This is a genomic window from Sphingomonas sp. DBB INV C78, assembly GCF_042693015.1.
In the GTDB taxonomy this organism is placed as follows: Bacteria; Pseudomonadota; Alphaproteobacteria; order Sphingomonadales; family Sphingomonadaceae; genus Sphingomonas_E.
Genome location: NZ_CP170544.1, coordinates 2,125,089 through 2,143,002, shown reverse-complemented (window position 1 = coordinate 2,143,002; position 17,914 = coordinate 2,125,089). Strand labels below are relative to the sequence as shown.

At 63.9% G+C, this 17,914-nt stretch carries 15 protein-coding genes; 7 read left to right on the top strand and 8 right to left on the bottom strand.

Annotated features, from left to right (window positions below):
* Nucleotides 1-68: 68 nt before the first annotated feature.
* Nucleotides 69-2,507: a TonB-dependent receptor gene (locus tag ACFB49_RS10235; protein ID WP_380879093.1), complete on the top strand. Its 2,439-nt coding sequence runs from the start codon at nt 69-71 to the stop codon at nt 2,505-2,507.
* A gap of 66 nt (nt 2,508-2,573) precedes the next feature.
* On the opposite strand, the gene ACFB49_RS10230 is transcribed toward ACFB49_RS10235, so the two are convergent.
* Nucleotides 2,574-3,578 (bottom strand): FAD:protein FMN transferase, encoded by a 1,005-nt coding sequence (locus tag ACFB49_RS10230; RefSeq protein ID WP_380879092.1) that lies wholly within the window; start codon nt 3,576-3,578, stop codon nt 2,574-2,576.
* A gap of 112 nt (nt 3,579-3,690) precedes the next feature.
* On the opposite strand from ACFB49_RS10230, the gene fliD reads away from it, so the two are divergent.
* The 3 genes from fliD (at nt 3,691) to ACFB49_RS10215 (ending at nt 6,863) form a co-directional block, all read left to right on the top strand.
* Nucleotides 3,691-5,301 (top strand): flagellar filament capping protein FliD, encoded by a 1,611-nt coding sequence (fliD, locus tag ACFB49_RS10225; protein WP_380879090.1) that lies wholly within the window; start codon nt 3,691-3,693, stop codon nt 5,299-5,301.
* Between the two features lie 69 nt (nt 5,302-5,370).
* Nucleotides 5,371-5,766 (top strand): flagellar export chaperone FliS, encoded by a 396-nt coding sequence (gene fliS, locus ACFB49_RS10220; protein ID WP_380879088.1) that lies wholly within the window; start codon nt 5,371-5,373, stop codon nt 5,764-5,766.
* Between the two features lie 221 nt (nt 5,767-5,987).
* A complete protein-coding gene (locus tag ACFB49_RS10215; protein WP_380879087.1) occupies nt 5,988-6,863 on the top strand; it encodes an LLM class flavin-dependent oxidoreductase in 876 nt (291 codons plus the stop codon).
* An 85-nt stretch (nt 6,864-6,948) separates the two neighbouring features.
* On the opposite strand, the gene ACFB49_RS10210 is transcribed toward ACFB49_RS10215, so the two are convergent.
* Together ACFB49_RS10210 and ACFB49_RS10205 are read right to left on the bottom strand one after the other, a co-directional pair.
* A complete protein-coding gene (locus ACFB49_RS10210; RefSeq protein WP_380879085.1) occupies nt 6,949-7,446 on the bottom strand; it encodes an SRPBCC domain-containing protein in 498 nt (165 codons plus the stop codon).
* Nucleotides 7,443-7,784 (bottom strand): ArsR/SmtB family transcription factor, encoded by a 342-nt coding sequence (locus tag ACFB49_RS10205; RefSeq protein WP_380879084.1) that lies wholly within the window; start codon nt 7,782-7,784, stop codon nt 7,443-7,445. The genes ACFB49_RS10210 and ACFB49_RS10205 overlap by 4 nt, the downstream gene beginning before the upstream one ends.
* A gap of 105 nt (nt 7,785-7,889) precedes the next feature.
* On the opposite strand from ACFB49_RS10205, the gene ACFB49_RS10200 reads away from it, so the two are divergent.
* Nucleotides 7,890-9,194, top strand: a complete 1,305-nt coding sequence (locus tag ACFB49_RS10200) for a dicarboxylate/amino acid:cation symporter (protein WP_380879082.1) — start codon at nt 7,890-7,892, stop codon at nt 9,192-9,194.
* Between the two features lie 310 nt (nt 9,195-9,504).
* Here the strand turns inward: ACFB49_RS10200 and ACFB49_RS10195 are convergent, their stop codons facing one another.
* Nucleotides 9,505-10,350: an HpcH/HpaI aldolase/citrate lyase family protein gene (locus ACFB49_RS10195; RefSeq protein WP_380879081.1), complete on the bottom strand. Its 846-nt coding sequence runs from the start codon at nt 10,348-10,350 to the stop codon at nt 9,505-9,507.
* Between the two features lie 211 nt (nt 10,351-10,561).
* On the opposite strand from ACFB49_RS10195, the gene ACFB49_RS10190 reads away from it, so the two are divergent.
* A complete protein-coding gene (locus ACFB49_RS10190; protein WP_380879079.1) occupies nt 10,562-11,308 on the top strand; it encodes a PEPxxWA-CTERM sorting domain-containing protein in 747 nt (248 codons plus the stop codon).
* A 132-nt stretch (nt 11,309-11,440) separates the two neighbouring features.
* Entirely contained in the window at nt 11,441-12,274 is an 834-nt protein-coding gene (locus tag ACFB49_RS10185; protein WP_380879077.1) for a class I SAM-dependent methyltransferase, read from the top strand.
* A gap of 13 nt (nt 12,275-12,287) precedes the next feature.
* On the opposite strand, the gene ACFB49_RS10180 is transcribed toward ACFB49_RS10185, so the two are convergent.
* The 4 genes from ACFB49_RS10180 to ACFB49_RS10165 all read right to left on the bottom strand — a co-directional run bounded on the left by ACFB49_RS10180 (nt 12,288) and on the right by ACFB49_RS10165 (nt 17,889).
* The gene (locus ACFB49_RS10180) at nt 12,288-13,322 is read right to left on the bottom strand and encodes a phytase (RefSeq protein ID WP_380879075.1); all 1,035 of its coding nucleotides are present in this window, start codon (nt 13,320-13,322) and stop codon (nt 12,288-12,290) included.
* 177 nt (nt 13,323-13,499) lie between these two features.
* Nucleotides 13,500-14,375, bottom strand: a complete 876-nt coding sequence (locus tag ACFB49_RS10175) for an LLM class flavin-dependent oxidoreductase (RefSeq protein ID WP_380879073.1) — start codon at nt 14,373-14,375, stop codon at nt 13,500-13,502.
* Nucleotides 14,376-14,512: 137 nt separating this feature from the next.
* Complete coding sequence (locus ACFB49_RS10170) at nt 14,513-17,248, bottom strand: class I SAM-dependent DNA methyltransferase (protein WP_380879071.1); 2,736 nt, start codon at nt 17,246-17,248, stop codon at nt 14,513-14,515.
* Complete coding sequence (locus ACFB49_RS10165; RefSeq protein ID WP_380879069.1) at nt 17,245-17,889, bottom strand: type IIL restriction-modification enzyme MmeI; 645 nt, start codon at nt 17,887-17,889, stop codon at nt 17,245-17,247. The genes ACFB49_RS10170 and ACFB49_RS10165 overlap by 4 nt, the downstream gene beginning before the upstream one ends.
* Between the last annotated feature and the right edge of the window lie 25 nt (nt 17,890-17,914).

Here is a 17,914-nt window from a genome sequence, read left to right as displayed (position 1 = left end):
ATGACTAGCAATAGCCTCCCCGCATTCCGGGGCCGTAGCGACACGGCCGTATCGAAGGGGGAGCCATCGTGGCCAATTCCGATTTTCGTAGTTCCGCAAGCCTGCCCGCGTTTCTCGCGCTCGGCTGCGTCGGTTTCATCGCCTCCGCGCCGGCGATGGCGCAGTCCGAAACGCAGGGCGGCAAGCTCGGTGGCGTGACGGTCGAGGCGAGCGCGATCGAGGACGAGATCAAGGTCGAACGCGTCGAATCCCCCAAGGCGACCGCGCCGCTGCTCGATACGCCGCAGACGATCACCGTCATCAGCAACCAGACGCTGCAGAAGCAGAACCTGCTCACCTTGCGTGACGCGCTGTCCACGATTCCCGGCATCACCTTTGGTGCGGGCGAAGGCGGCGGCGGTTTCGGCGACAGCATCAACCTGCGCGGCTATTCGGCGAACAACGACATCACTCAGGATGGCGTTCGCGATAGCGCGCAATATAGCCGCTCGGAAACCTTCAACCTGCAGCAGATCGAAGTCTATAACGGCGCCAACACCGTGTTCAGCGGTTCCGGTTCGGTCGGCGGCACGATCAATCTCGTCAGCAAGACTCCGCAAGCGGAAGATCTGACGGTGGTTTCGGCCGGCATCGGCACCGACAATTATTATCGCGCCACCGTCGACAGCAATGTCCGGGCGAGCGATCTCGTGGCGTTCCGCCTGAATGGCGTGTTCCACCGCAATGACGTGCCCGGCCGCGACGTTGAGAAGAACAAGCGCTGGGGCATCGCCCCGTCGGTGACGATCGGCATCGACGGCCCGACCCGGTTCACTTTGTCCTACCTCCACCAGGAGGACAACAATGTGCCCATCTACGGCGTACCTTACTATCAGACGCTGGTGAATGACGGTCCGCTGCCGGGCGTCAGCGACAGCGATTATTTCGGCATCGCCAACCTCGACGATCAGGATATCAAGGTCAATCAGGCCACGGCCCGCTTCGACCATGATTTCAGCGACAATGTCTCGATCCGCAACCTCACCCGCTATCAGCGCGTGACGCAGGACAGCGTTACCAGCGCGCCGCAGGGCACCTATTGCCTGCCTAGCTCGACCAGCGCCACCGGCGTCACCCCCGCCGGCGTGCCGTGTGCGGCGGCGATCGGCGGCTTCGCTGGCGCGCCGGGCTTCTATTATCCCAGCGGCCCGCGCGGTTCGGTTCGCAACCAGACCAATAATCTGTTCTACAATCAGACCGATCTCAAGGCGACGTTCAACACCGGCGGTCTCGAACATAACTTCGTGATCGGTGCATCCTTGTCGTGGGAGGATTACGCGCTGGTCAGCGGCAACCTGCTGCGTAATGCCGACGGTTCCACCGTCGCGCAGCCGCCGATCGATTTCACCGACCCTGATACCACCTACACCGGCCCGGTGAACTTCATCCTCAGCGGCAAATCCTACGGCAACAACAGCTCCAAGGCGATCTACGCGTTCGATACGATCAAGATCATCGAACAGCTCGAATTCAATGCCGGCGTCCGGTACGAGGATTATCACGCCAAATTCCGCGCTGACACCTTCTCCACCACGGTCGGCCCTAACCTCGGCGCCTATACCCGCGGCAGCGAACAGGTCAGCAACGAGAATCTGTTCTCCTATCGTGTCGGTCTGAACTACAAGCCGGTCGAAAACGTCAGCATTTATGCGGCCTACGCCAATTCCCGCACGCCGGGTTCGGCGACGGTGCGGCTGGGCTGCGGTTCGTTGATTACGGCGCCGGGCGGCGTTCAGGATCCCTGCGATGTCGGCCCGGAAAAGGCCGAGAATTTCGAATTCGGCGTGAAGGCGGATTTGTTCGAACGCCGTTTGCAGCTTACCGCTGCGGCCTTCCGCAACGATCGCACCAACTATCGCGTCGCCACCAACGATCCGATCGTCACCACCCTGCCGGTTCTCGATGGCCGCGCCCGCGTTGACGGTATCGCGCTCGGTGCTTCGGGCAATGTCACCGATGCCTGGGCGATCTTCGCCAACTATACCTACCTCGACAGCAAGGTCCGCCAGTCGGTTTCGGATTACTGCCTTGCCAATCCGGGGCCGATCGCCGGCACCCCTGTGACTAACCCCTGCGGCAACAACAGCCTCGTGCTCGATCCGCAGGCGGGTCAGGATCTGACGCAGACGCCGAAGCATTCCGGCAGCCTGTTCACCACCTACACGCTGCCGTTCGGCCTGCAGATCGGTTACGGCTTCACCTATCAGGGCAGCTTTGCGCTCAACAACAGCGCGTTGGTGACCCCGCTGGCGACCACACCGAGTGCCGCGCTGACGCCGATCTTCAAGTCCAAGGACTATCTTACCCACCGTGCGTTCGTGTCCTATGAGGTGATGGAAGGGCTGACCGCGCAGCTCAACATCCAGAACTTCACCAACGAGCGCTACTTCACCGGCATCCGCAACAATGGCTGGGCCACCCCCGGCGAGGATCGTTCGGCCCGGTTGAGCCTCTACTACAGCTTCTGAGGCCCGGATGGATCGTAGCCGGCGGGAGCATCGCTCCTGCCGGTTACGATCCAGACCAACAAAAACTCAATCCAGCATCGCGGCGAGGGCGGGGGAGAAGGCTTCCCCGCCCTCGTTCGTTATGAAGCGCGCGGCGACGCCCTGTTCGGTCGCCAGCGTCATGCCCGCTTCCATGCCGAGCACGGCCAGCGCGGTGGCCCACGCATCGGCGTCCATGCAGCGGCGGTAGACCACCGATACCGCCGCCACGCCATTTTCCACTGGCTGTCCGGTGCGTGGGTCGATGCTGTGGGCGTAACGCCGTCCGGCATGATCGAAGAAACGGCGATAATCCCCGGTTGTCGCTACCGCGAGGCCATGGAGCGCGATCCGCGCCGGCGCCACGCGCAGGCCCGGCGGCGCCTCCAGGTCGACCCACCAGGGCTGGCCGTCGGGCAGAATGCCGTCCCCAACCAGCTCCCCGCCCACTTCGACCAGAAAGTGCCGATGGCCCCGCTCACGCAGGAAATCCGCCAGCAGGTCGACCGCATAGCCCTTGGCGATGCCTGATAGGTCCAGCGAGACGCCGCCCGGCTGGCGCGCCCGCCTCGCATGTACGTCCAACTCGATCCGCCGATATCCCGTCGCCGCCAGCGCGGTCGCGATCTCCGCATCCGCCGGCGGTTCCAGCCGCGCCGGTGCAGGGCCGAAACCCCACATATCGACCAGCGCACCCGCTGTCGGATCGAAGGCGCCGTGGCTTGCGGCGGCGATCTCCAGCCCCCGGCGCAGCACTGTGAAAAAGTCCGGCGGCAACGTCTGCCACTGCCCGGCTGCCAGCCGGTTGAAGCGGCTGACGTTGCTCGCCGCCTCCCAATTGCTCATCTCGTCAACGACCCGGTCGAGCAGCGCCTGCAACGCCGCCTCGACGCCCGGCAATTCGCCCTTCGCGACGATCTTCGCCGACCATGTCGTCCCCATCGTCCGCCCGCCGATCGCCACGATCCGCCCGTCCGCAAGGCGGCTCGCAATGGCGTTCGGCGACAGGTTCTGCGGGATCAGGATGCGGGGTTCGGCGGGATCGCTAGGCATGTCCTTCCCGTAGCTGCGCCGCGCTTTCGGGCAACCGATAAAAAGCTCCCTTCGCCCCTAAACATCCGCGCTTTCGCGCCGTTCTTCCCGATGTGAGCGAAGGGGATTGCTGGTGACGTCGATTGCAGCGAGTTTGGGTATCGGATCGGGCATCGACACCTCGTCGTTGATCGATCAGCTCGCGGCCGCCTCCAAGACGCCGAAGGACAATGCCCTCAAGGCGCGCGAGGAAACCAACACCGCCAAGATTTCCGCGCTCGGCGGCATCGTCGGCGGCATCGACGGCTTCGCCACCGCGCTCGGTTCGCTGATCTCCGGCGGCACCCTCTTCACCCAGGCCACCTCTTCGGACAGCAGCATCGTCGCCACCACTGCGATCGCCGGCGCCCGCATCGGCAGCCTGTCCGCCTCGCTCGAAGTGAAGCAGCTCGCCGCCGCCCAGTCGCTGGTCTCGGCCAATGTCTCGGGCACCAACAGCCCGATCGGCCAGGGCAAGATCACGCTCACCACCGCGAACGGCAGCTTCGACATCACCATCAATTCCGCCAATGACTCGCTGCTGGGCCTTGCCCGCGCGATCAACGCGGCGCAGTCGGGCGTCACCGCCTCGATCCTCGAAGACACCAACGGTTCGCGCATCGTGCTCAAGGGCGCGACCGGAGAGGCCCAGTCGTTCAAGCTGGTGGTCGATCCAGCGGCCGATGTCGGCCTGCAGAAATTCGCCTTCGATCCCGCGACCTACGATCCCGCCAACGTCACCGGCATGACGCTGGCCCAGAAGGCGCAGGATGCGATCGTCAAGCTCGACGGTGTCGAGGTCCGCCGCGTCTCCAACACCTTCTCCGATCTCATCCCCGGCGTGAAGGTGGAGCTGAAGAAGGAAGCGGTCGGCACCACCGTCGCGATCGGTTCGGCCCGTCAGACGGACGCGATCTCCCAGGCGGTCAGCGATTTCGTCGCCGCCTATAACGAGCTCAAGAGCATGCTCGATGAAGCGACCGCGCCCACCACCGGCGTGCTGCGCGGCGATGTCGGCATCCGCGAGATGCAGCGCCAGCTTTCGCGTCTTACCTCGACCGTGCTGTCCAGCGCCGGCGGCCCCTCCACCCTCGCCGAAATCGGTGTCCGCACCGAACGCAACGGCACGCTCAGCGTCGACAGCGAGCGGCTGGCCAAGGTTCTGGCCGAAGATCCGGACGGCGTCGAAGCCATGTTCAACCCCGGCCAGACGGCATCGTCGCCGCTGATCAAGATCGTCAGCGGCTATGGCCGCGCCAAGCCCGGCACCTACACCGTCACCGATCTCGTCGCCGGCGATCTCACCAACCCCGCCTCGGGCAAGATCGGCGGCGTCGCCGCGATCGCGGCCGGTGGCCAGCTCATCTCGTCCATCTCGGCCTCGTCCAAGGGCCTGATCATCGAACCGCTCGGCAACCTCGCCTCGGGCACGGTCACCGTCGATCTCGGCGTCGGCGGCGCGTTGCAGGCGATCCGCGATGCGCTGCGCGCCGCCGGTGGCCCGCTCGCCAGCTCACAGAACCGGCTGACCACCGAAACCAAGACGATCACCACCGATCGCGAGAAGATGGAAACCCGCGAGGCCAGCTATCGCGATCGCCTCGTCAAGCAGTTCACGACGATGGACAGCCGCGTCTCCGCCTACAAGGCGACGCAGTCCTATCTCGATCAGCAGATCAAGATGTGGACCAACGACGACGGCTGATCGACTTAGCCAATCCGTTCCCGATTGCAGATTTTACGCGGCCGTCGCTGTCGCCACAGGAGAGTTTTGATGTTCGGTTCCGCCGCCCGCCGTTATGCCCCCGCCGGCGCCCGCTATCACAGCGTCGACGTGACGACGCGGATCGAAGGTGCCTCGCCGCACCGGCTGGTGGCGATCCTCTATGAAGAACTGCTGACGCGGCTGACGATGCTGAAGACCGCGGTCGCCGGCAATGATGCGCCCAAGCGCACCGATAGCCAGACCCGCGTCCTCGCGATCATCGCCGCACTCGACGCCGGGCTCGATCACGAAAAGGGCGGGGACGTCGCCCCGCTGCTCGCCACGATCTTCGCCGAGGCCAACCGCCTCGTTTCGATTGGTGTGCGCGACCATGATGTCGCGGCGCTGGATAGCTGCCGCAGCATGATCGCCGATATTGCGACCGCCTGGGACCAGATCCGCTAATCTATATGCCTGGTCATGCTGAACTTGTTTCAGCATCCATATGGGCGCTAGCGTCTGTTCGAACGGCTCGTATGGACCCTGAAACAAGTTCAGGGTGACGGTGATGAACGCATCCCACGTCCCTTCCGCCAAACCCGGCCCGATCGCGATTCTGGCCGTTCTCCCCGCGATCCGCTAACCCGCTCCCCGACCCGAAAGATCAAGACGAGGAGCCGGCACCCATGCGTTTCCACCACGCCGAATCGATGACGCCGTTCGAAAATCTGGTGCCGTTGGCGATCGATGCCGAAGCGCATGGCTATGCGGGCTATATGATCCCAGACAGCCTGATCTATCCGCAGGAAACCGACAGCAAATATACCTACACCGCCGATGGCGGGCGTGAGTTTCTGGAAAACAAGCCCTTCATCGAAAGCTTCATCCTCGCCACCGCGATGGGCGCGTCGACAACGAAGCTCGAACTCACCACCAACGTCGTGAAGCTGCCCGTCCGCCCGCCGCTTTATTCGGCCAAGCTTGCCGCCTCGGTTGCGGCGATCACCAACAACCGCTTCAACTTCGGCGTCGGTCTTTCGGTGTGGGAAGAAGACTATGCCGTTATGGGGGTCGATTTCGCCAAGCGCGGCAAGCGCTTCGACGAATGCCTCGAAATCGTCCGCGGCCTCACCAATGGCGGCTATTACGGCTTCAAGGGCGAGTTCTACGATATCGCCCCGGTCAAGCTGAACCCGGTGCCCACCAAGCCGCTGCCGATCCTGATCGGCGGCCATTCGGATGCGGCGCTGAAGCGCGCGGCCCGCTTCGACGGCTGGCTCTGCGCCGGCGGCAGCTATGAACAGACCAAACCGCTGCTCGACACGCTCGCCGCCTATCGCGCCGAACTCGGCACCGCGGACAAGCCCTATCGCATCTTCACCACGGCGCACGGTTCGATGGTCACGCTCGACGAAGTGAAGCGCCTGCGCGACGCCGGCGTCACCGACATCGCCGTTGCCTTCCGCAACCTCTACGCGGTCGAGGCGGATGCCCAGCCGCTCGACGAGAAGAAAGCCGACCTCCGCCGCTTCGCCGACGAGGTGATCGCGAAGGCGGGTTGAACCGCGTTTAGCCCTCTCCCGTTTACGGGAGAGGGTTGGGTGAGGGTCTTCTTCTTCCTTCGGCTGCCCGCTTGTGCCTTCGGCGTCAGCCGTCGGCCTTCCACCCATAGCGCTTGTCCAGCTTGGTAAGCTGGCTGGTGAAGCCCTCGATCTGCATCTGCGTGAATTCGGGGCTGTGCATCCCGGTTAGCGTCACGACCATCCGCACCTGCCCGTCAGCGGCAGGAAAGAACTGCACGACGATCCTGTTCTCATACGGCTCCACGCCGGGCAGGAAATCGATGATGTGGGTCAGGACCAGCCGCTTACAGGGTTCGAACTCGGTGAAGGTGCCGCGCGTCTCGTGCGATACGGCCTCGCCCATATCCTGCATCGCCTTGATCGCCGCCGGCGTATCCGCAACCATGTCATAGTGCAGCGCGCCGCCCAACCGCCCCTCGAGCATGTGGACATCGGCACGAAATTCCTGCGGTCCCCACCAGGAAGCGAAGCCCTCCTTGGTCGTCCACAGATCCCACAATTCCTCGACCGACGCCTTGTAGGTCCGTTCGACGACCAGGCTCGCCTCGATCATGTCGCTCATCCTTCACGCTCCTCTTTACTGTTCTTGAGATTCTGGCGGGCCTCCAGCGCGGCGCCGAAGCGGTCGAGCCGCGCTTCCCAGAGCTGGCGATATTTGGCCAGCCAGTCGTCCAGCTCGCGGAACGGCTCGGGCTTCAGCGAATAGAGCCGTCGCTGGCCATCCGGCCGCACGGTAACGAAGCCGGCCTCGTGCAGGATACGCAGATGGCGGGATACGCCCGATTGATGGATGCCCACTTCGTCGACGATGTCGTTCACCTGTCGCTCGCCCCGGCACAATGCGTCCATCACGCGGCGCCGGGTCGGGTCGGCCAATGTCTGGAATCGATCAATATGCATAATGGTATATATGCAATTATGCGCATATAAAGTCAACGCCCCCTCGACTTCGCCCTGCGCCCCCGGCAAACAGGCGATACAACCGGGGGGAGGGGCCGCAATTCCATGATCGTCGCTGATGAACCGATCGTTGGGGAGCCGCCGCGCCGCCGCCGTCTCTGGACGCAGCTTTATTTCCAGGTGCTCGTCGCGATCGCGGCCGGCATCACGATCGGCCATTTCTGGCCTGAATTCGGCGCCTCGCTGAAGCCGCTTGGCGATGCCTTCATCAAGCTGGTGAAGATGGTCATCGCGCCCGTCATCTTCCTCACCATCGTCACCGGCATTGCCGGCATGAAGGAATTGGGCACGGTCGGCCGCGTCGCGCTCAAGGCCTTCGCTTATTTCCTCACCTTCTCCACGCTCGCTTTGATCGTCGGGCTGATCGTCGCAAATGTCGTCCAGCCGGGCGCGGGCATGAACATCGATCCGGCGACGCTCGAAGCCGGCAAGGTCGCCGAATATGCGCAGAAGGCACATGAACAGTCGCTCGTCGGCTTCCTCATGCACATCATCCCGAACACCTTCCTGAGTGCGCTGGCGGAAGGCGAGATCCTGCAGGTGCTGTTCGTCGCGATCCTGTTCGGCATCTCGCTCACCATGCTTGGCGGCCGGGCCCAGCCGGTCGTCGATCTCCTCGAAACCGTGGCGCATGCCGTGTTCAAGATGGTCGGCATCCTGATGCGCGCAGCCCCCATCGGCGCGTTCGGGGCGATGGCCTTCACCATCGGCAAATATGGGCTGGCGAGCCTCGTCAATCTCGTCGCTTTGGTCGCGACCTTCTACCTCACCTCTTTGATCTTCGTGCTCGGCGTGCTGGGGGCGGTCGCCTGGTATAACGGCTTCTCGATCCTGCGGTTGATCGCTTACCTCAAGGCGGAACTGTTGCTGGTGCTCGGCACCTCCTCCTCCGAAAGCGCGCTCCCTGCATTGATCCAGAAGATGGAGATTGCCGGCTGCCCCAAGGCGGTCGTCGGCCTTGTCGTTCCCACCGGCTATTCGTTCAATCTGGACGGCACCAACATCTATATGACGCTGGCGGCGCTGTTCATCGCGCAGGCGACCGGCATCCATCTGTCATTGGAGGAACAGGTGTTGCTGCTCCTCGTCGCGATGCTTTCGTCCAAGGGCGCGGCAGGCGTCACCGGATCGGGCTTCATCACGCTGGCTGCGACGCTCTCGGTGGTGCCTTCGGTGCCGGTCGCCGGCATGGCGCTGATCCTTGGCGTCGACCGTTTCATGAGCGAGTGCCGCAGCCTTACCAACTTCATCGGCAATGCCGTCGCCACCGTCGTCGTCTCGCGCTGGGAAGGCGGGTTGGACAAGGCCGCGCTCGATGCCGCACTCCACGGCCATCCGCGTCAGGATTGAAGACGAGTTTTCAACCTCATTCGGGAACCAGAAAGCGTCTGAAGCGCTGTCCTAACTGCATGGCGGCCGGTTGCGTATTTCGTCGCTAGGCCAAAGGGTGTCCGTCGGCAGGTTCCAGGCCTGTTGGCGGGCATCTATAGGCATATTTTTTAATATTTTAACGCGAAAATAAGGACTTAAGGTGGAACAACGATGCCGTGCCATCGTTCAACGTGCACGCTCGATTACGATTGCGACTCGTACATCGGGCAAAACTTAAGCGCCGGCGGACCCTTTGATTCCCCCCTGTCCGCCGGCGATTTTTTCAATTCTACCGCGCCCATTCCGCCACCGCTAGGTCGCGCTCCGCCTGCGCCAGGTGCAGCCGCTCGACCATCTTGCCATCGACCCGGATCGCGCCCTTGGCGGCATTTTCGGGCGCTGCAAACGCCGCGACGATCGTCCGCGCCCATTCCACGGCGGCTGCATCGGGGGTGAAGGCGGCGTTGCACGTGGCGATTTGCTTGGGATGGATCAAAGTCTTGCCATCGAAGCCGAATTCCATGCCCTGCGCGCATTGCTCGGCAAGTCCCGCTTCATCGTCGATCGCATTATACACTCCGTCCAGGATCGCATGGCCATTGGCCCGCGCCGCCGCCACCGCGAGCCCCAGCATCCCCTGGAACGGCGCGCGCAACACGCCGGGCCGCGCGCCCATTTCCTTGGCGAGGTCGTTGGTTCCAAGCACGAAGGCACCGCTGCCGGCCTTGGCCAGTGCCGCGCCGATCTCGTCGAGCCGGAACACCGATCGCGTCGTTTCGATCATCAGCCACAGCGGCACCCCGCCGGTCGCCGCGGCGTAGCGGCCGACATCCGCACCATCATCCACCTTGGGCACCAGGATCGCATCGGGCCGCGCCGCGGCGGCCGCCGCCAGATCGTCCGCGCCCCATGGCGTGTCGATCCCGTTAGTGCGGATCACCAGCTCGCGCCGGCCGAAGCCGCCGTCGCGCACCGCCGCCACCGCCGCCGCGCGCGCCTCCGCCTTCAGCTCGGGCGCGACCGCATCTTCAAGGTCGAGGATCACCACATCGCAGTCGAGCATCCGCGCCTTCTCGATCGCCTTGGCGTTGGATGCGGGCATATAGAGCGCGCTGCGGCGCGGGCGGATCGTCATCGGGGCCTCCTCATTATCGCTGCCGCTCCTAATCCTTTCCCGCAGGCCCGTCATCCTCCGCCCCAACTGCCGGTAAATCTTACATTAACCATATCGTGCAAAGCATGGGGTGTAACGAATCCGGCCGGGAATGCGGGGTGTGGGATGTTGGCATCGCACTTGCTAACCGGCAGGCAAGTCGCTCGCAGGGGGCGGCGATCGAGGAGTTTTCATGCGTAATATCGGCTTTATTGTTGCTGCTGCCTCGGCGCTGGTTGCGGCCCCCGCTTCGGCTGCCGTCACCTTCAATCTCGGTGGCGCCGCGCAAAAGACTCAGACGAGCTACACCTACACGGTCGGCGGCACCACGCTCGTCACCAGTGGTTACAGCTATGCCGATTCCGCTTATTCGCCTGCGGCCTTCACCGCGCTCGCCAATGGCAGCAATGTCGCAACCATCCAGCCGCTCCTGACTACCGCGATCATCGGCCGCGACAGCTTTGGCCTGGGCGTCTGCCCCGGCGGCACCGAAACTGCCGGCGAATGCAACCAGATCGACACCAACGGCCTGAACGAACTGCTGTCGGTCAAGGTTACGCCGGGCGATCATGCGCTGGCCTCCGCCATCTTCTCGCAGATCGACAGCGATGACACGCTCAACCTGTTCGGCATCAAGTCCGACGGTCAGATCGTTCGCATCGGCTTTTCGGGCAAGTTCGATGGTCCGGGCAGCGGCACCGGCTTTGGCGGCGGCGCCACCGGCACGGGTTCGGGCAGCACCTACACCGTCAACTTCAACACAGGCGGTTTTTCGGAATTCTGGTTCGCTACCAACAACGCCTCCAACGATGGCTTCCGCCTCAATTCGGTAACGGTCGCGGCCGTGCCGGAACCGGCTGCCTGGGCGATGATGATAACGGGCTTCGGCCTCGTCGGCGGCGCGATGCGCCAGCGCCGGACGAAGATCGTCTTCGCCTGACGACCGCTCCATCGCTTTCGGGGGGAAGCGATGGAAACGGGCGTGTGGGACGCCGTCGCATCGGGGGGTGCGGCGGCGTCTTTTCATATGCTCGTGGATCGGCCACGATAGTGGGGCAGGGGGAGTGCGCCGATGATCCATCCCAATCGCCCGCAGGCCGCGGCCGACGTTGCCGATCATTATGACGAACTCGATCCCGTCTATCGCGCCTTGTGGGGCGAACATGTCCATCACGGCTATTGGATGCGCGGCGACGAAAGCCCAGTCCAGGCGGTGGAGGCGCTGTCCGATCTCGTCGCCGCCTGCCTCGTCCTGGTACCCGGACAGCGGGCGGTGGATATCGGCTGTGGTTACGGCGCCACCGCCCGCCGCTTCGCCGCGCGCCACGGTGTCCATGTCACCGGCTTCACCCTTTCGGCCGAGCAGGCGGCCCACGCCCCGCCGGCGGACGGTGTGGATCTGCGCGTCGCCGACTGGCTGAACAATGATCTTCCCGACGCCGCCTTCGACCGCGCTTATGCGATCGAAAGTTCGGAGCATATGGAAGACAAGGCCCGCTTCTTCGCCGAGGCGTTCCGCGTGCTCAAGCCCGGTGGCCGCCTCACCGTCTGCGCCTGGCTGGCGGAGGAGCAGCCGTCGCGCTGGCGCGTCCGCCACCTGCTCGAACCGATCTGCCGCGAAGGTCGCCTGCCGTCGATGGGCAGCCGCAGCGATTATCAGGCGCTCGCTGCCGAAGCCGGCTTCAGCCAACTCTTCTACCGCGACATCAGCCGCGACGTCGCCCGCACCTGGACCATCTGCGCCCGGCGTTTCGCCCGCAGCCTCGTCAGCGATCCGGCGACGCTGCGCCTCGCGCTCGGCGGCCGCAACCGCCTGTTCGCGCTCAGCCTGCCGCGCCTGATCCTCGCCTACCGCACCGGCGCGATGCGCTACGGCATATTCACCTGGGAACGGCCGGCCGGCTGACCGCGCCGCCGGCTCAAGGCAGGTCGAGCGCCCGCTTCACGTCAGCCCAGCTCACCAGCTTGAAATTCTGCGCCTTGGGGGCGTTGATGCCGTCCTGCGCGACCATCAGCCCCGCCGGGTAATCCGCCCCGAAATCGCCCGCCACGATGTCGATGCCGTCGGTTTCCTCGGTCGCGCCGATCGCGCCTTGGGCGATGCGGAAGCGGCCGACATAGCCCTCATCCGCCAGCCGATAGACCGCATAGGCATTGTCGCCCTGGCTGGAAACGACCAGATAGCCGCCCGCGTCGCCCTCCGGAGCGATCGCCACGCCTTCGGCATCGGCGACGATCTGCTGCCCGTCCGCCGCGGCGATCTTCACCGGTGCGGTGGCGCCATCGGCCGCCGCGTCGAACCGCCACAGGCCGACATCTTCCTCCGCGACATAGAGCCGCCCCGTCCGGTCATCGACCGCGCACCCTTCGGATTGGGTGCCGAGCTTCATGCTGCGCACGATCCGTCCGCTGAACGCGGCGCCGCCCAGGTCGATCGCGATCTGATTGATGGTGCCGTCCTTCAGCACCATGAAGGCGTGAAGCGCATCCCCCGCCTGGTAGAGGCAGACGCCATAGGCTTCGCCCGCGCCCGATGCGATCATCCCCCGCGGCGTCAGCCTGGCGGTCGCGGGGTCGAGTGTGAACAGGGCCAGCTTGGAATTCGCCCGGTCGTTGCGGTCGCTCGCGACCACCACGATTCCCTTCGCCCCCATGTCGCGCAGGTCGACATTGTTCACCTGGCCCGCGTCGATGAAGGATCGGTCCACGCCCTTCAAATCATAGACGTGCAGGCCGGCTTTCTTGTCGGTGCCGACGATCAGGCTGGCGGCCGGGTCGGCGACATTGCGCCAGATCGCGGGGTCGTCCGCCGCGTCGGCATTGGCGGTGGCGACCGCCGCCGTCTCGCCGCGCGCCGTCACCTGCGCGGTGGGCAGCGGGCTCGGCAGTGGAGCGCGCTCCACTTTGGCGGTCGCGCATCCGGCCAGCATCGCAAAGGCCAGGCAAGTTGTCATGGAAATGAAACAATATTGGCGCGAAGATGTCACATCAAGTTCCTGACAAAATGTTCGATCGGCGCCATACACGATCATCTTTTGTCGTCAATATTCTTCATATCCCTGAAAGATATAGTTCGATCGATCCATTTGCCGTCGAATATTGTGGGCGCAGATCGCGGAGCCGCGCGTCTGTCAGCCGATCAGCTCGGCCAGCCGCTCCACCTCGTCATAATGGGCGGTCGCCGGGCAGATCAGCAGTTCGTCCGCCCCCGCCGCGCGGACATTCTCGATGGCTTCGCGGATCGCTTGCGGAGTGAAGCGCGTCGCCGCGGCCGCCATGCCGCGCCCCACATCCTCGCCGATATATTTCATATAATCATAGATATAGGTGCGCAGATCCTGCTCCGCATCGGGCGAAAGCGAGCACCAGAAGCTGCCGATCAGATAGGGCTTGTCCGCGCGGCCGCGCTCCTTCCACGCGGCCTTCGCCATGTCATAGATCGCCTGATGCCCCGCGCGGTCGCCCAGCATCGACGTGCCATAGACGCCGTCCGCCCAGGCGGATGCCCGCGCGATCGCCTTCGGCCCCATCGCCCCGGCATAGATCGGGATGTTCGGCCCCTGCGGCGGATTGGGGCCGATCTCGTCCATGCCCTCATGCAATATCTCGCCACGCCATACCCGCTTCATCTCGGCGACCTGATCGTCGAGGCGCTGGTGGCGGTGGCTGAACGGCGCGCCGACCGCCTGATAATCCTTCTCGCGCCCGCCGACGCCGACGGTGATGCCCACGCGCCCGCCCGAAATCGCGTCGAGCGTCGCCACCTCCTTCGCCGTCATCACGGCAGACCGCATCGGCAGCACATAGAGCGAAGGCATGATCCGCACCCGCTCCGTCACCGCGGCGGCCGCGCACAGGATCGAATGCATTTCGTAGGAATAGCCCGTGATCCGCTCCCCGCAGGAAAGGCTGTCGAACGGCCCCTCATCGATCTGCCGCGCCCAGCCAAGGATACGATCGCGATCATAATCGCGGGCCATATAGGGCATGCAGACGCCGATCTTCATTTCCGCCTCGCGCGTAGGATGAGGTGCCGAGCTAAGGGGCGGGGGCGGGCGGCGTCAAATGTCAGTCGGGCTTGCCGTCATTGGCCTGGCAATGTGAGGCCCGATCCAACAAGTCCGGCCTTTGCAGCAAAGAGGCCTCACGCCACCTTGCGCAATCGATATCCGTCACCTTCGGCGCTGACATGGCCCAGCCGCACCAGCGCCTCCAGCGTCGCGGTGATCCGCCCCTCCACCTTGCGGCCCTGGGTGTAGCGGCGGGCGATCGCTTCGGCCGTCAGCACGCCGCCGCGGCGCAGATCGGCCAGCACTGCCGCCGTCTGGCCAATGGCCTCGCGCGGGAAGGCCGGCTTTTTCGCCGCGGTTTCGGGTAGCGCGGCTTCGATCTGCTGGCCCTTCGGCGCGGTTGGCAGCACGGTGATGCCGGCTTTGGGGATCTGGTAATCGGGCCGCAGCCAGCGGACCTTGCCGGCCTTCTCCTCGGCATGGCGCTCGGCATTGAGCGCGACCAGCCGGGCGACGATCTCCTCGTCGGAAAGATCCGCCGGCCAGCCATAGGCGTCGGCGACGGCGGCATCGATCCGGTCATGCAGTTCGGCGATGATATCCACCCGACCGCGCCGGCGCTGGTCCTGTTCGACCATGTCGAACGCCGCGCCGGCCTTCAACTTCTCGCGCAGATTATAGAGGCCGGTCAGCGTCAGATCGTTATGCTCGGCCAGCACCTCCTTGCGCGTGGCATCAAGCTCCTCGGCGAGATCGCCGATGATCTGGCGCTGCCCGGGCGTGGCATCGGGGAATGGGTAGGGATCGAATATTTTGCTTTTTGAGTATCGAGGGTCGTTCCCCACGCCAAGCCATCCTCCGACGCGAAGAGCCCATTCTGTATGAAACCTGCTCATCAGTATGCCCAACTCATAAGCACAGTCGAATGCGAAGCAGACGATCATATGGTCGGGAACGACATTGGAATCGATGAATTGGAAAATTCTATGTTTCGACGTTTCGGTTGTACCGATGTACCGGTGCAGTCCACTCAATGCGGGCCGAAAAGTTCTTCGAGGCTCGCCGAAAATCCACCAGCGCGTTCTAAAGGACTCTCGTCGGTTCGCAGCTCGGACCGGCTTAACTGTGGTGAGCAGGTGCTGATAAATGGCGGAAAATGTCGTCCGCAGCGTGGCATCATCTAGTCCAAAGGCATCTATCACCCAACGCTTCGGTGTCCGCCGCACCAAGTCAGCCCCTCCAAGGTAGGGCTTAACGATCGCGCCTGCTTTATCGCCGGATTGCAATAGATATTGGGCCTCGGTTTCGCTCAGCACGAAACCGCGGGCGGCGAGCATCATGCCATTGCAGCACAATCCGTCGTTCGACCTAAGATCGAAAGCAGATGCCGCGTCTGCGCCGATGGTCAAGTCAGGGTTTATTTGACCGTTCTGCAAACGGAAATGGATTTCGGGAGCGTCCGTTTCGAGCCTGCTTTCGTGCGTCACCTCTAGTAGCGTGCCGTCGCGCCTGCCGGCTTCAGCCACCGCCATAGCGATCCGCACAGCGGCGGCGTCGCGGGTCGCCTTGGTCCAAGGGTGATCGGGGATTGCCATCAGCAGGCTGATTGGCGGCCGTCCGTCCAGATACTTAGCGATCGTCCGACGGCTGAATTCCTGGGTGATCGAATTGGTGGTGACAAAGCCGAAGCGCTTCAGCCGCGTTCCCTTAGCAGTCAGTTGCCCGGCCGCCCGGTCCCACCAATACATCACGAAATCTGCGGATTTATTCAGCTTTGGATTCGCCTTCCAAAGCGCCTCGACGTAGTGATCGCCCAACGCGGAGCGAAGTGCCGCACCCTTGCCGATAAACGGCGGATTGCCGACGATATAATCCGCCTGCGGCCATTCCGGCCGGCGCGGATTGGGCAGTTCGGTGCCAGTCCCATCCGCTTTGGTCCGCTCTGGATCATGTTTCAGCACCGCATCCATGGCAGTGATGTTGCTCAGTTTTTCCAGCACGGGATCGCTGATGCTGGTGCCGTTGCGCATCTGCCATTGCAGATAGCCCAGCCACAGCACCAGTTCGGCAATGGCGGCCGCGCGCGGGTTCAGTTCCATGCCCAGGAAGTTGCGGGGGTGGACGGTCTCGGTCTCCATCGCCAGCGCTTCCTGCCCGCCAAGATCGGCCAGCACCTCCAGCACATCGCCTTCCAGCCGCTTCATCAGTTCCAGCGCGACATACAGGAAATTGCCGGTGCCGCAGGCCGGGTCCAAAACCTTGGTCTGCGCCAGCTTCACATGGAAATCATGCACGGCCCGGATCGCCGCCTGCGGATCGGCAACGCGTTCGCGCTCCACCGTGCCCAGCACATCACCTTCCCATTCGCGCTGCAACGGCTCGATGATCGTCGCCACCACCAGTCGTTCGACATAAGCGCGCGGCGTGTAATGCGCGCCAAGCCGCTTGCGCTCCTCCTTGTCGAGTGCCTGTTCCAGCAAGGTGCCGAAGATAGCCGGCTCCACCTCGGTCCAGACATGTTTCGCCGCCTCGTAAAGCTCGCCTATTTCCTCCTTGTGCAGCGGGATGGCGGTCTTTTCGGCAAACAGCCCACCGTTGAACTTGCGGATCGTTCTGCGCATCAGCGGGGAAAAACCGCCGCTGTCCATGGTACGCCACAGATCCTCCAGCATCGGCGCAAAGCTTTCCGGATTGCGCCGGGCATCGTCCAATACTTCGGTGAAGCTGCCAGTTTCCAGCAGCCCGGTATCCTCAGCAAACATCGTAAACAGGCAGCGCATCAGGAAATGCGCCACCGGCTCGGCCTGATATCCCCGGTCTTCCAGCAGCTTGCTGACATGCGCCAGCCGCTTCGCGATATCGCGGGTCACGACAGCGGCTCGTTTTGCCGGGTCCAGGCTGTGCGGGTCCAGCCAGATCGCCTTGATCCGCGCCTGCACGTCCGGATCGCGCAGATCGTCCAGATAGATGCGGAATCCGCCGCGATCGGGGAATGCCGGTAATTCTTTCCCTGGCCGGAAAAGTCGGCGAACACCTCGATCGCGTGGCCGACGTCGCACACCAGGATGAAGGGCGGCCAGCCATGTTCGGGCGGCAGGGCGCGGGCACATTGCTCGGCCTGTTCGCGCGCGTTGCGCATCAGCACGTCCCAGTTGCGGTGCGCGCTGCGCCGACCGCGCACCGGCTCGGCAGCAAAGCCGGGCAAAGCGGCCTGCTCGGGCGACATCGCCACTTCCTTGGCGCCGCCCTTCTGCCGGCTCTGCTTGGCTTCCAGCACGAAACAGCCGCGCTTGTAGAGGTCGATGCGGCCATGGCCACTCTTGCCCGCCTCGTCATGGAATGTAACCGCGCGTTCGAACACATAATCATTGTGATCATGGGTCGCGTCGGCCGGGTCGGGCTGGGGTAGGCCCAATATCTGCGCCAATTCGGTCAGGAACAGCGGAAAGTTGGCACGCTCCGCGCCGCCCTCATTGTTGCGCCAGCGCTCGATGAATTGTTCGATATCCATGTCTTGGCAGTGGTGGCCGGGAAGC

Coding starts and splice junctions, on each gene's coding strand:
- ACFB49_RS10230 (WP_380879092.1), bottom strand. CDS start 3,578: ATGCCTAGCGATCCCGCCGAACCCCGCATCCTGATCCCGCAGAACCTG.
- fliS (WP_380879088.1), top strand. CDS start 5,371: ATGTTCGGTTCCGCCGCCCGCCGTTATGCCCCCGCCGGCGCCCGCTAT.
- ACFB49_RS10215 (WP_380879087.1), top strand. CDS start 5,988: ATGCGTTTCCACCACGCCGAATCGATGACGCCGTTCGAAAATCTGGTG.
- ACFB49_RS10210 (WP_380879085.1), bottom strand. CDS start 7,446: ATGAGCGACATGATCGAGGCGAGCCTGGTCGTCGAACGGACCTACAAG.
- ACFB49_RS10205 (WP_380879084.1), bottom strand. CDS start 7,784: ATGCATATTGATCGATTCCAGACATTGGCCGACCCGACCCGGCGCCGC.
- ACFB49_RS10200 (WP_380879082.1), top strand. CDS start 7,890: ATGATCGTCGCTGATGAACCGATCGTTGGGGAGCCGCCGCGCCGCCGC.
- ACFB49_RS10195 (WP_380879081.1), bottom strand. CDS start 10,350: ATGACGATCCGCCCGCGCCGCAGCGCGCTCTATATGCCCGCATCCAAC.
- ACFB49_RS10190 (WP_380879079.1), top strand. CDS start 10,562: ATGCGTAATATCGGCTTTATTGTTGCTGCTGCCTCGGCGCTGGTTGCG.
- ACFB49_RS10185 (WP_380879077.1), top strand. CDS start 11,441: ATGATCCATCCCAATCGCCCGCAGGCCGCGGCCGACGTTGCCGATCAT.
- ACFB49_RS10180 (WP_380879075.1), bottom strand. CDS start 13,322: ATGACAACTTGCCTGGCCTTTGCGATGCTGGCCGGATGCGCGACCGCC.
- ACFB49_RS10175 (WP_380879073.1), bottom strand. CDS start 14,375: ATGAAGATCGGCGTCTGCATGCCCTATATGGCCCGCGATTATGATCGC.
- ACFB49_RS10165 (WP_380879069.1), bottom strand. CDS start 17,889: ATGGATATCGAACAATTCATCGAGCGCTGGCGCAACAATGAGGGCGGC.